Source organism: Nostoc sp. DSM 114167, assembly GCF_052692655.1.
Genome location: NZ_CP195116.1, coordinates 2,388,551 through 2,401,681 on the forward strand (window position 1 = coordinate 2,388,551; position 13,131 = coordinate 2,401,681).

The following is a 13,131-nucleotide window of genomic DNA, read 5'->3' on the forward strand; positions in this document are numbered from 1 at the left end:
TATGTCTTTAAAAACTCGTGGATCTGCTGCTATTGACAAAGCCCAACTTCGTCTCGCCTTACTTAAATCTATTGATGAGAATCTGGATTTAGGACATGGGTTAACCATTGAAGCTTACAGTCAGTTAATCAACTCTACCCGTGCGATGCTAGAAGCTAATAATACACTGGTTTCCAATCTGGAAGAATCGCGTAAAACAGTAACCCAGATGGATAAAGCCCTTTCCGAAATGTCTGAACGAATGCTAAGTGGAGTTGCAAGTGTCTACGGCAGAAACAGTATAGAGTATTCCAAGGCTGGCGGCTCTAATCGAAGACGAAGTAAACAATCTAGTTCAAAAGTTACTCCACTTATAGCGGTTCTTACTACTCAACCTACTGAAGCTGCAATTGCCAATGCCTTAACTAACGGTAATGGCACAACTTCTTTGCTGCAATAATTACATATCCAGTAGCAGCGATCGCCAGCATTGCTATAAAATCTACCAATGGCAGTAGTTTGTCACAACGAGATCGATGTGTCACCGACGACAGATAATTAATCACTGTACATGATTTATGTCAAACTCTAAATATTGAGGAATACTTTCATCAAAGCCGATGATGGGATTTGAACCCACGGCCTGCTGATTACGAATCAGCTGCTCTACCACTGAGCCACATCGGCGTACACAATCTAAAAGTATAACACGATTTAATCATGGTAGATCAAAATCCCAAAAATCGTCTTAATCCTGAACAGTATGCCAGTCTGAAAGCAGAAATAGCTGCTCCCTATCGCGGCTTCCGACAATTTTTTTACATTGCTTTCGGCGCTTCTGGCTTACTCGGTGCATTCGTCTTTTTCTTCCAAGTGCTTGCCGGACGCAATGTTGAGAGTGCAATACCAAGTTTAGCTCTCCAAGTCGGAATAGTTGCTTTAATGGTTTTCCTCTGGCGTTGGGAACAGCGTCAGCAACAACGCCCCAATTCGGGTAAAAATCCTAATTCTTAAAGGGGGAAATCTGAGCTAGTTAATTTTTGACTACTTTCTTTTGATATATCTTTTCTTCAAATTTATTCATGCTTTTATGAAGATTAAAATATCCAGAAAGAAAAAATAAAAAAATTATTAGGAAATCCCAAAAAGCAAAAATTTCTGTGAAAATAGAAATCATTGAAACGGGGTCAGCCAATATAAAGACCCTGACCATAAACCCAATCACATTCAAATGGGGTCAGCTATATTTAAAGACCCCAAATTTTATGATTCAAAAACCCTAAAATTAAAAAACCACTATATTGAAAGCGCCAGACTGATAATTTATTAGTCTGGCGCTTCCAATTTGCTAACTAGACATTTACTGAACTGTTACCAAATAAGATGAAGGAATTGGTTGGGCACGTCCAGCATTGACAAGTGCCTGATAAACAAAAGCAGCAACTTCGGCTCTAGTCGCTTCACGATTAGGATTGAGTTGCTTGGCTGTAGGATAGTTGATTACTAGTTGTCGTGCAGTTGCGGCGGCAACTGGTGCGATCGCATAATTAGGAATCTGAGCAGCATCAGTGTAAAAGGAAACGACATTTTGATTACTTGCAGTTAAGCCCAAACCATTAGCTAAAGCGACTAACGCTTGCACTCTAGGAATTTGCTGCTGTGGCTTAAAAGTGCCATCGGGATAACCAGAAACAAATTGACTCTGGTAAGCAGATTGAATGGCAGCGTAAGCCCAGAAATTGCTTGCTACATCCTTAAATTTAATTGCTGGGCGTTTAACTGCTGGCGTTAGGGCTTTAGTGACAATAGTGGCGAATTGAGCGCGGGTTACAGGTTCATTGGGTTTAAAGCTGCCATCAGGAAAACCAGCAATAATATTTTGAGAAGCTAAAGCTTCGATGTAGCTTTTTGCCCAGTAATTTGCTGGTACATCTTTAAAGGCAACAGCCCCTCCAGGCGGTACATCAACACTGGCGGCAACAAAATCTACAGAGCCAAAAATCTTTTTCTGATCGATATCGTTGCCAACAGCGACAATTTTACTGGTTTTAGTGGCGTTGTTCACATCATAACGAGTGTTATTGCGAATAAGATTGCCACCAGGATTTTCGTTGGTGCCAAGGTCGGGTGAAGCGTTGACAGTTGCTACTACTCCATCCCGCTTATTATTTTGAATGACATTTTTACGCAATACGGGCTTCGCTGACTCTGAGATAAAAAGACCGTCTTGGTTTTCGATAATTTGGTTTTCTACAACTAGAGGTGTGGAAGTGCCACCGATCGCCAGACCAAAACCAGTATCCTGAAATAAGTTACTCCGAATTTCTCCTTGAGCAGCTTTAGCAATTGAAATCCCATTGCCTTTGTTTTGTACAAAGAGGTTACTTTCAATTTTGGGATTGCCTGTACCCGTGACAAAAACACCTTCTCTGACACTGTTAGTAAAAGTACTGTTTTTGATAGTCGGATTAGTTGACTCCACCCACACAGCCGTACCCCGGCTATTTGGGTTGGTGACGGTGACACCAGCGATCGTGGTATCTTGCTCGGCCAGGATGGTAATGTCTTGTCTGGCAAAAGTGCGACTAGTGTAGAAGCCTCCACCTGTAATCAATATCGCCTGACCTTTAGTAGCTTCATCACCCCGCAGTGTCACCCCTGGTTTAAGTAAAAGCGGGAAGGTTTCACCACTTTCTTGGTTATAGTTACCAGGTGCTAATTGAATAACTGCACCTGCTTGGGCTTGACTGAGAGCGAAACTTATGCTTTTGTAGGGTGCTGCCGAGGTGGCACCAGCACCAGCCCTATCTGCACCAGTTGCTGGATTAACGTAAATCGCTGCGGCAGTTGCAGGAGCTTGGGCTGTGCGAGTTGGGGCGATATTTTCTGGATGAGTCGCACCAGCATTAACCTCACTAGATAGTAGTATCGATCCACTAGAAACAACAAGTATTGCCGTTAGCCCGGCTCCTACGCGCAACGTGTATCTCAGATGACTGCTGGAAAGAAGGCGAAAATTTTTCGCAAAAGTAATGTAAGAACCCCGATATTTCATTTTTTGAGTCTGTGATGTGCTGAATTACGGTATGTCGAACAAGGTTAAAGATAACAACGTTGTAGCTGCTCTAAAACCCATGCAAAACTATACTGGATGATTAGCACTGATTCAGCTAAATCTACTAGAGAGGTTACAGAACTTATACATTAGTTATATTGGGTTATTCAGAACATTTTCTGAGGGGCACTATGAAGATGAGGCGATTTTTAGTATTCTCTAAAGCTAGATGCTGCAACTAATTCTGCTGGAATATCATCACAAAAAAAGCAAACTTATTGGAAATCGAGAGAAATGCATTTTAATTTTTTATGGCTGCATCGCGTCTTAGTTTTAGTAAGCATTATCTGTCTTCTGTTTTTGTCCACTCCTGCTGCCTTTGCGGCAGAACGAGTAGTGCTGAAGTATGGTATTTTCCGTGAATCACTTTCTGTAGAGGATATATCTACCTTTGCCCAAACAGGTGAACTCTCAGGTTTACTAAAAGTTAATGTAGCTTTGGCGCGACAAGACCCCAAAGCCATTCGTCAGTATTTAACACAGCCAATAAAGGTAAACTCTGAATTTTTAGATAAAGTGCTCAATAGCCAGATTGGTAATATTATTTTGGATCGAGTTAGTCAAGTTATTTCTACACCGTCTCAAAGAGCAAATCGGCAAGCTTTACGAGCCGCTTTGGTACTTGCTGCGAATCAAGACGGGCAAGTGTCGCTGATTGAAATTATTAAGAATTATCCCACAAATGAAGTGGAAGTTGATGGCGATCGCCTGCAGGGTGCATACCGTCAACTCCGTCGTTTGCAAACAAACCTACAAGATTTATTTGGTCTTTAGTAAGCTAAAGTTTCTAAAGTTTCTCTTAAATACCGTTGTACCTGATGTTCTAAGCGAATTCCCTCTAATTGAGCATCGCGTTCTAGTTGCCAGCGTTGAAAACCGGAACTAGTGGAGATCGCACATTTGAGGCTATACCAAATTTCAGTATCGGCAGAAAATTGGCGATCGCTAGAAGCTGGAATTTGAGCCATAGTTCCTCATTCCTTTGTTTTTCTTCAACGGTAACTGGATATTGGTAATGGGGCATTGGGCGTTAGGAGTGCTGTTAGCGTCAGCTCGGCGTTGAGCCAGTGCTGAGTTAAGAGTTAAGAGTTTTGTTTATCTCCTTGTCCCCTCACTCCCTCATCTCCCCGCTCCTCGTTCACTGAGCGTAGCCGTACCTCTCCGGGGAAGCAAGCTACGCGCAGCGTCTCGTAGAGAAGTGCTGCACCCCTGCATCTTCTGATTCTTCTGATACTTATTTGTAGCCCTTTAAAGTTAAATAATATACTTTACGGGCTGCTACGAATCTGTATTTATCTTAAACAAGGATTGTAATAATCGAGGCACGATTTGATTAACTCGCACCCCTAAAATTGTGAAATCTTGCTTAATCTTTTCTAAAGATAATGGTTCTATGCCAGCAAATTCTGTGTCATTCGTCACCAAAACTCGCATTACACTCACAGGTACTTGTAAAAATAGATTGCCACCCAAAAATGCTAATCCCGCCAGCACTAGTGCAAGACTGCGCCATTGTGGGAGAAATTTAGCTGAATCTGCTACTAATGGGGCAATTTGGTAAAGATACCACAGTATCAAAACCGACAAGGCTGCTGCCACCAATGCCAGAATCCGATTTACCTTTGTATTAATTAAACAGAGAATTTTTCGCTGCCGCTCAGTCAGATTTTCTGGTTTTTGGGCTATTCCTAAAAGAGCAAATATATAAAAGGGGCGACGCAACTGCATCCATAGCAGGGGGAGAACACCAATAGCGGCAACTAAGAATAGCTCCATCCAAACTGGTAAAAATGGCTCGCCTACAGACAAGAACAATAAGCAGAGTACTAAAAAAACAGGCAACGTCGCTAATCCAGCGACGTGAATCCACAAAATAGGTTCAGAGCGAAATGAATGCATATTTTAAAAAGTTATGAGTTAAGAGTTAGGAGTTGGGAATTAGCAGTCTTTAACTCCTAACTCTTAATTTATTACTCCTAACTTCTAACCATTTTACCCTGAACACTATCTCGTTAAGGTAAGAGTGCGGCGCTTCGTAACCATCTGATAGGCTTCGATGATATCACCATCAACCCAATCATTGAATTTATCGATACCAACACCGCATTCATAACCGGCGTTGACCTCACGAGCATCTTCTTTCATCCGTTTTAGGGAGTCAAGAACGCCTTCATAGATCACCTTACCGCCGCGTCGCACCCTGACTTTGCAGTTACGAACTAGCTTGCCAGATTGAACGTAGCAACCGGCAACCGCACCACGACCGACTGGGAAGACGGCACGGACTTCGGTTTGACCCAAGGGTTCTTCCACCAACTCTGGCTCCAAAAGACCTTCCAAGGCATCTTGGATATCTTCTAGGAGTTTGTAAATCACGTTGTATTCCCGGACATCAACACCTGCTTCATCGGCGGCTTGTCTAGCACCACTGGCAAAGGTGGTGTTGAAGCCGATAATTACAGCGTTACTGGCAGCTGCTAAGTCGATATCTGTTTCGGTGATTTCTCCAGCAGTAGCCAACAACATCCGAATTTGGACTTCGTTTTGCGGGATTTGCTTGAGCGCTCCCACAATGGCTTCTACCGAACCTTGTACATCTCCTTTCAAGATCAAGTTGAGTTCTTTCAACTCGCCTTCTTGTGCTTGAGCCGAGAGCGTTGTCAGGGTAACACGACCCTGTAACAAACGGGATAGGCGTTGTCTGTCGGCGCGATCGCTAGCAAGCGTTCTGGCTTCTTTTTCGTTCTCGAAGACCTCGAACTCGTCGCCGGCTGCTGGCACATCACTTAAACCTAGTACCTCGACGGCAAATGAAGGAGAAGCAATCTCTACTCTCTTGCCTCTGTCATCTACCATTGCCCGAACTTTACCGAAAGCCGAGCCAGCTACCAAGATATCTCCCACATGCAGGGTACCATTCTGAATTAGCAATGTAGCAACTGCTCCCTTAGCTTTATCCAGATGTGCTTCAATCACAGTTCCTTTGGCGGTACGATCTGGGTTGGCAGATAGTTCTGCAACCTCTGCTACTAAGAGAATCATCTCTAAGAGCGTATCCAGGTTTTCGCCTCTGATGGCGCTCACGGGAACCATGATCGTATCACCACCCCAGTCTTCTGAGGTCAGACCATACTGAGTGAGTTCTTGTTTAACGCGTTCTGGCTGTGCCCCTTCTTTGTCAATTTTGTTAATTGCAACAACAATTGGCACTCCCGCAGCTTGGGCGTGGCTAATGGCTTCAATGGTTTGAGGACGGACACCATCATCGGCAGCTACTACCAACACGGCAATGTCTGTTACCCGCGCTCCTCTGGCCCGCATTGCTGTAAAGGCTTCGTGACCAGGAGTATCCAGGAAGACTATCTGCTGTGGTTTGCCCTCATGTACTACATCCACATGGTATGCACCAATGTGTTGAGTGATCCCACCAGCTTCGCCAGCAGCCACTTTGGTTTTGCGAATTGAGTCGAGCAGGGTTGTTTTTCCGTGGTCTACGTGACCCATGATTGTCACGACAGGCGGACGGCGGTGGAGATGTTCTAGGTCTTCTGCACCGACCATTTCCGTAATTTTCCGAGCTTCTGCTTCTCGTTCGGCGGTTTCGACTTCTATTTCTAGTTCTTTTCCTACCAGGGTAATTGTCGGAATATCCAGATTTTGAGTGATACTCACCGCCATACCTTTAAGGAACAGGATTTTCACAATCTCTGTATCGGGAACGGCTAATACGTCAGCCAGTTCTTGCACAGTCAACGGCCCTGTGATCGTCACTTTTTCGGGGCGTTCGCGCTTTGTCTCGCCTTCTTGGCGACGGTTTTGGTGATTGTCGCGTCCAGAACCAGACTTGGAACCAGACCTAGAACCAGACTTTTTGGCTCTTGCAGTTGGGGCGCTAGCAAGGGTTGCACCTGGTATCTGTACAGGTCGAGTCGCTTTCGGTTTGGGAGGACGAGCGATAGAAAGGCTGACTTGGACTGTGGCTGGTGAGTCGATATCGTCATCATCCAGCAAATCTTCTTCAAACTCATCATCCAGTATCGGCTTGATTCGCTTACCTTTGACGCCAGCTTTTGACTTCTCTTTAACTTCGTCAATTATTTCCTCTTCTACCCACTTTTTGCCGCCTTTGGTCGGTCGAGGTGGACTTGGGCGTTTCAAATCGAGGAGATCGGGTGTGACTGGTTCATCACCCAATCCTTGAGATTTGCTCGCTATGCCTGACATCTGCCTGGGGGGAGTAGCGATCGGCATTGCGGCTGCTACTGCTTCACTTGGACGTGCCGGTCTGGGTCGTTGCCCCTCTCCCAGTTGTGATGGAGCAGATGGTCTATTAGCTCTCTGCTCTGGTCTGCTGGGTGCAGGGGTGGGACGACTTGCCCTTTGTGGCGCACTTGGTGGAGACTGGTCTGTTGGCAGTTTAGCGACTCTCGGCTTAATTTGTTCGCGATCGCCTTCTGTGGGTCGTTGCCGTTGGTCGCGCTTGAGGATCGGTTTATCTGCCTGAGATACTGGCGGCTCATCTACCATCTGGGCTTCTTCTGCCGCAGGTCTGGCTGGAGGAGCAACTAGTTGTGGTTTGATCGGTTTTTCCGATTTTGGTCTAGGTGGAACTATTTTTTCCGGTTTTTGGGATGCTATTTTTTCCGGTGCCGGACTTGGATTAGGCGTTTGTTCCAAGTTAGCGATCGAAGGTTGCTCTTGAGTCTCAGATTGAGTCCGGGGCACAGGTCGAGTTGGTGCTGCCGGTTTTTGGGGTGAGACTGGTGTAGCGAAAGGCCGTGGCGGAGAGGGAGGATTAGCTTCAGACAAGGCAGCTTGGGTATTGTTAGCAAGTGACGCCTCTGGGGCGTTGGGAGTAGTATTTCTCAATATTTTGGGTTTGCGTATTTCCAAAATTTGCTGTTTGTGGGGTGCAGCAGGTCGGTTACGTCCGCCGTTGGGTGGTGAATTTGGTTTATGGCTGGTTGTACCTAGTTCCTTTTTGGCTGACACATTCGTGGCTGCTAGCTTTTCTGCTGCCGCCCGGATGCTTTCTGCCTCGGATTCTGAAATCGTGCTGCTATGACTTTTGACCGCAATATCGAGCTGGTCGCAAATTGCTAGTAGCTCTTTGTTATCCAAATTCAATTCCTTTGATAATTCATAAATTCTAACTTTGCCGTTGTTCATCCACTCTTCCCCTTTAATTTACAGTTTTAGCGGATGGTTGCCTGGTTTGCGACATCTCCATCCTTGGATTACTGTTTTTAGACTGCCGTTCAGTTTTTGCCGGTGCCTCCAATCAGGAAAGAGAGATGTTTCGGTTTAATAATGGCATCCCCACCAGGAATGATGGTTGAGGGATACCCATAAAAATTTCTTAAATAAAAGATTTTTATAGGAACCCTTGACGCCGAACTGCGCCTGAGCGCTACCAGGTTGCCATTTTGTAGTTTCTTGTTTTGTTGATTCTGAGTCTTCCACAACACAATCGATTACATTTTGTTCTGGGAATGTTGCCTCGCCCCTCGTTATTAGAGGGCCGAATGCCTTTTACACCCATTTACTATTTTGGCACTAACCTTAACGATCGATAGGGAGTGTGATGAAAGCGCGACCTCGGCTTTCGACACAATTCCTCTAATGATTACGTCACAAAGTTGTTCCAACTAAATTTGGTTTTGGGTATTACTGCGGGCTAGACGTTGCGACAAGCTTTGGTACAGCGCTTCTGGCACTGATGCATGTAGCGATCGCCCTAGTCGATTTTTTTTTTGAGCCGCTTGTAAGCAACTCGTTTCTGGACAAATATAGGCAGAACGCCCCATGCCCTGATCCAATTGTACCTTTCCCGATGGAAAGACGCGGACAATCCGCCAAAACTGATCTTTTGAGCTTACTTTCCGGCAGCTAATACAGCGCCGATAATTTGGTTTCATCGGTTCTTTGCCATCTCAGTCCAGGATAATGGAAGTAAAAATAAGTTTATTATTACTATTTTTTACTTATACCAAGTAGCTTTTGAGACTAAGACTACAATCTTACACTATCAAAACTTTACAAAATTAATCAATTATTCATCATCGTTATTGTCAAAACTATCTTCCTCTTCTAATTCGTTCTGATTTTCATCCTCGAATTCTTCTTCAAAGTCCGGGTCGTCTTCTGATTCCTCTGATTGATATTTTGTTCTGACGGCTGCAAATTTGGTATCCTCTGCTGCATAGTCATACTTAGCTTTGTCTTTAATGTCTATTTTCCAACCAGTCAGACGGGCTGCCAAACGGACGTTTTGTCCTTCTTTCCCAATAGCCAAACTCAATTGATCTTCAGCTACAAGTACGTGAGTTTGCCGTGATTCTGGGTCCATCAAGCGTACTTCATCTACCCGTGCTGGACTTAAGGCATTAGCAATGTATGTTGCTGGGTCTGGCGACCAGCGAATTACATCTATTTTTTCACCGCGTAATTCGTTGACTACCACTTGAATTCGCGATCCCCTAGCTCCAATACAAGCGCCTACTGGGTCTACATCGCGATCGAGAGTATCTACTGCTATTTTAGTCCGGGGGCCGACATAACGGGAAGGGGGGTTTGCCTCCCTAGCTACGGCAACAATCCGTACCACTTCATCTTCAATTTCTGGGACTTCATTGGCGAAAAGATAAACTACCAAACCAGCATCAGCACGAGACACAAGCAACTGTGGCCCTCGTTGCTGACCTTGGGAGACTTTTTTCAGATATACCTTGAAGGTGGCATTTGCCCGATAATTATCGTTGGGCAACTGTTCCCGTTTCGGTAATTCAGCTTCTACTTCTGGCTGACCAAAGCCGCTGCTAACTGCTAGAACCACTGATTGCCGTTCAAACCGCAGAACTCTTGCTTGGAGAACAGTTCCTTCTAAATCTTGGAACTCTTCTTGCACCATCTGGCGCTGTTGATCCCGTAATTTTTGCGCCAATACTTGCTTAGTTTGCATTGCCGCCATCCGACCAAATTCTCCTTGGTCGGGGGTAACATCCAGCACTACAGAGTCCCCTAACTGCGCTTCGGGAGCGACTTGTTGAACTTCGTCTAGAGAAATTTGGTGATCTGTATTATCTACTTCTTCAACAATGGTTTTGGTAGAAAGAACGCGAAATCCTTCTCCTTCAATATCGAGTTCTACTTCAAAATTTTCAAAATAATCTTCGTCAAACTGTTTGCGCTCTAAATTTTGGGCGCGGCGATAACGTTCATAGCCTTTAAGTAGTGCTTCTCTTATAGCTGATTGAACCGCAAGCCGGGGTAAATTCCGTTCGCGACTTATACTTTCAATTAATTCTTTTAATCCAGATAAAGTAACCATTGACATAAGCAATCTCCTTTAAAAATTAGGAACTAGAGACTGGGCGTTGGACATTGAGCGTTGGACATCGGGCATTGGGAAGAGGACAAGGAGAATTGGGGGCAAGGGGAAAAACTTGTTGCAAGTTCTCACCTCTTGTCACCTTGTCACCTTGTCTGCCTTGCTTTTCTGCTCCTCTGCTCCTGTGCCCCTCCAATACCTAGTCTCTAGCCTCTAGCCTTAGTAACTTGTTTATCGGCGCTCCTCTAACTGCACCTTAGTAATTAGGGAGCGGGGAATTTCGACTACACGACCTTTTTGATTTAAATAAAGTGCTGTCTCATCCCGACGAATCAACTGACCAATCCACTCTTGTTGTCCGTCGTAGGGTGGCGTTGTGGAGATAATAACAGGAAATCCTTTAAAGGAAATAAACTCCCTGTCTGTTACCAATTGCCGCGAAATACCAGGACTAGACACTTCCAAGACGTATGTATCTGGAACGATTTCCGCAGCATCTAAGGAGGCTTCTAAAGCACGGCTCATCCTCTCACAATCGTTCAACCCAGTGTCTTGCTCAGGATTGCGAATGTCTACCCGCAACACTGGTGGACTTTGGTTAGTATGAAAAACCACGCCAACCACTTCCAATCCCAGTTCTTCTGCAACTGGTGTCGCCAAATCAATAATTTGTGGAACTAAAGGATGAGCCATGAGAGAATTCAATAAAAAAAGTGGGCATCGACCCACTTCCTGCGATAGGTATATCTTCCAAGAAGTCTTGTGACGAACCAAATTATGATTCGCCTAATTCGAGTTTAGCGCATTTCTTTTATAGTCGTGTATTGGGGATTGGGCATTAGACCTCTTGCAAAAGTAACTTTTGCACTCTTGCGGGAAAAGGGGAAAGGTTAAAGGGGAAAGGTTTTTTATTCCTTTTCCCTTTTCCCTACTTCTGCAAGAAGTCTATTGGAAAAGAGGAGGCAGAAGGCAGAAGGCAGAAGTTCTTGAATTTTGAATGCGTGAATTTTGAATTGATTTCTCCCCTGCCCCTCTGCTCTCCCTACCCTTCCCGTATTTTTGGGAGAGTAGCACCTTTATCCACTACCACCGGAACTGATACTTGTGTTCTTAGCTGCCGGGTTTGCTCGATAATTTGGTCTATGTCTTCTTGGGATAAACGCTGGACGTAGTTGAGTTTGATTTCCTCTAAGAAGTCAAAAAGTAAACTCTGAATTTCTGAGAGTACATGTTTTTCCTTGATTTGAGATCCTAAGACCTTGGTGAAGCTTTCTAGTAATTGACTGGTGAGTTGTGCTCCTACAGGGTCTTCAACAGCGCTAACTAAAGTTTTGTAAAGATTAGTTGTGATTTGAGTCGCCAGTTGTTCGCTTAACTGGTTTTGAGCCTGTCCCACGCCAGGGAAGTTCTGGAGGTTGCGGTAGACAGGGACTTGATGGAAAACGGTTTCGATGTTGTGGCGCAGAATGGCAACGATCGCAGGTTGGATATCAGGTAGCACTTGGTAGACAATTGTTTTTACCAAAAGACCTGCGATCGCTTCCACTTCATTCACATTATTAATATCTATGTAGGGACGTAAATTTTCTTGTTGCGAGAGCCAGTTTGTTAACTCACCCCGCTGAATTGAACCCTGAACCTGATTAATCACCCTCACCACGACAATTTCTGTCAGTTCTTCGGCAAAATTGGCAACAATCCCCTGATTAAGTTGCTTTCGCACTGGATGCAGATTCAATAACTGCGCTTGATCGAGGCGAATTAATACAGGTATGATTCGCAACCCTCGCCAAAATGGCAGTAGTAAAAATAAATCGTACCAACGCCACAATAGTGCTTCTAACCAGCTAAAACCGGGATGTTGGCGTCTGAGCCAGAAGGTGCGCCCCAGCAATTCTACGCCAAATAAAATCAGAAAAGGTAAGTCAATAAGCCAGAATTTATCAATAAAATCGCCATTTTCCCCGATTTGGCGGTAGTAGTTACTGGCGATCAAAGGGCGAATGCTTTTGTTAAAAAAATTAATTTCTTCAAGCCAGTCATTTTGTGATAAGTATGGCTGACTCCAAAAAGTAGCAAAGGATTGTTTTGCAGATTCTTTACCGATGTGCGATCGCATCCTTTGTTTGATTTTCTCCAGCGTCCCACTCTTATTCGCTCCTGCAAACGGATTACTGTCAATCATCTCGCTACTAAGACGACTTATTTGTATTAACCTGCTATTTACCTGAGGCGACTGTAACCCTGTTTGCCTAACTTGTTCCTCTAATGCGTCTACTGTTTCTAGATAACTTTTTGTGTCTCGATGACTTTCAATACCTTTAATTGGGTCATAAATCTTAGTAATTTGAGGAAGTTTTCGCAAGTAGATATCTCGCCAAGGTACGTAACTTAAATCAAACAACACTAAACCTAAATTTACTGTCGCAGCAATTGCCATAAATCTTTCAAACCAAAGATTACGCTGCTTATAAGATTTTATATTTTTCATTTCTTGTAATATATGATACTTGTTGAGGTATTTAAAACATAAATTTTTTCATTTATTAATTTTTTGCTCTTTCTAACCAATTACAGCAATTTCCAGTCGAGTAGACCCCAGTAGAAGTACACATCTGTCATGGGTATCAACTTCAGCCCAAAACAAAACTCCTTTAAAACCTCTTTTCCAGTCATAGGCTGAAAATCCTCCTCATTGCAGCACAGC

General features: G+C 44.2%; 11 protein-coding genes and 1 tRNA gene. 3 read left to right on the forward strand and 9 right to left on the reverse strand.

Translation table 11 applies throughout. From position 1 onward, the window contains the following. Window position 1 precedes the first annotated feature (1 nt). A complete protein-coding gene (locus NSTC731_RS10230; protein WP_445630709.1) occupies window positions 2-439 on the forward strand; it encodes a hypothetical protein in 438 nt (145 codons plus the stop codon). A 155-nt stretch (window positions 440-594) separates the two neighbouring features. Here NSTC731_RS10230 and NSTC731_RS10235 read toward each other — a convergent pair. After that, a tRNA-Thr gene (locus NSTC731_RS10235) sits at window positions 595-666 on the reverse strand. A gap of 33 nt (window positions 667-699) precedes the next feature. Here NSTC731_RS10235 and NSTC731_RS10240 point away from each other — a divergent pair. Then, window positions 700-993, forward strand: a complete 294-nt coding sequence (locus tag NSTC731_RS10240) for a DUF3493 domain-containing protein (protein WP_445630710.1) — start codon at window positions 700-702, stop codon at window positions 991-993. A 346-nt stretch (window positions 994-1,339) separates the two neighbouring features. Here NSTC731_RS10240 and NSTC731_RS10245 read toward each other — a convergent pair whose 3' ends face one another. Further along, window positions 1,340-3,034, reverse strand: a complete 1,695-nt coding sequence (locus tag NSTC731_RS10245; protein ID WP_445630711.1) for a DUF1565 domain-containing protein — start codon at window positions 3,032-3,034, stop codon at window positions 1,340-1,342. A 294-nt stretch (window positions 3,035-3,328) separates the two neighbouring features. Between NSTC731_RS10245 and NSTC731_RS10250 the strand changes: the two genes are divergently transcribed. Next, a complete protein-coding gene (locus NSTC731_RS10250) occupies window positions 3,329-3,868 on the forward strand; it encodes an alpha/beta hydrolase (protein ID WP_445630712.1) in 540 nt (179 codons plus the stop codon). Here the strand turns inward: NSTC731_RS10250 and NSTC731_RS10255 are convergent. The 7 genes from NSTC731_RS10255 to NSTC731_RS10285 form a co-directional block, all read right to left on the reverse strand. Next, the gene (locus NSTC731_RS10255; RefSeq protein ID WP_322660560.1) at window positions 3,865-4,062 is read right to left on the reverse strand and encodes a hypothetical protein; all 198 of its coding nucleotides are present in this window, start codon (window positions 4,060-4,062) and stop codon (window positions 3,865-3,867) included. The genes NSTC731_RS10250 and NSTC731_RS10255 overlap by 4 nt on opposite strands. A 310-nt stretch (window positions 4,063-4,372) precedes the next feature. After that, entirely contained in the window at window positions 4,373-4,993 is a 621-nt protein-coding gene (locus tag NSTC731_RS10260; protein ID WP_445630713.1) for a low-complexity tail membrane protein, read from the reverse strand. Between the two features lie 105 nt (window positions 4,994-5,098). Further along, window positions 5,099-8,263: a translation initiation factor IF-2 gene (infB, locus tag NSTC731_RS10265; protein WP_445630714.1), complete on the reverse strand. Its 3,165-nt coding sequence runs from the start codon at window positions 8,261-8,263 to the stop codon at window positions 5,099-5,101. A gap of 479 nt (window positions 8,264-8,742) precedes the next feature. Continuing rightward, window positions 8,743-9,012, reverse strand: coding sequence for a YlxR family protein (locus NSTC731_RS10270; RefSeq protein WP_322669753.1), 270 nt, complete (start codon window positions 9,010-9,012; stop codon window positions 8,743-8,745). A gap of 134 nt (window positions 9,013-9,146) precedes the next feature. Beyond that, window positions 9,147-10,430 carry a transcription termination factor NusA gene (gene nusA, locus NSTC731_RS10275; protein WP_445630715.1) on the reverse strand — a complete coding sequence of 428 codons (1,284 nt, stop codon included), beginning with the start codon at window positions 10,428-10,430 and terminating at the stop codon, window positions 9,147-9,149. 225 nt (window positions 10,431-10,655) lie between these two features. Continuing rightward, a complete protein-coding gene (gene rimP / locus NSTC731_RS10280) occupies window positions 10,656-11,117 on the reverse strand; it encodes a ribosome maturation factor RimP (RefSeq protein ID WP_322697628.1) in 462 nt (153 codons plus the stop codon). A 349-nt stretch (window positions 11,118-11,466) separates the two neighbouring features. Then, window positions 11,467-12,915: a hypothetical protein gene (locus NSTC731_RS10285; RefSeq protein WP_445630716.1), complete on the reverse strand. Its 1,449-nt coding sequence runs from the start codon at window positions 12,913-12,915 to the stop codon at window positions 11,467-11,469. Window positions 12,916-13,131: the final 216 nt, after the last annotated feature.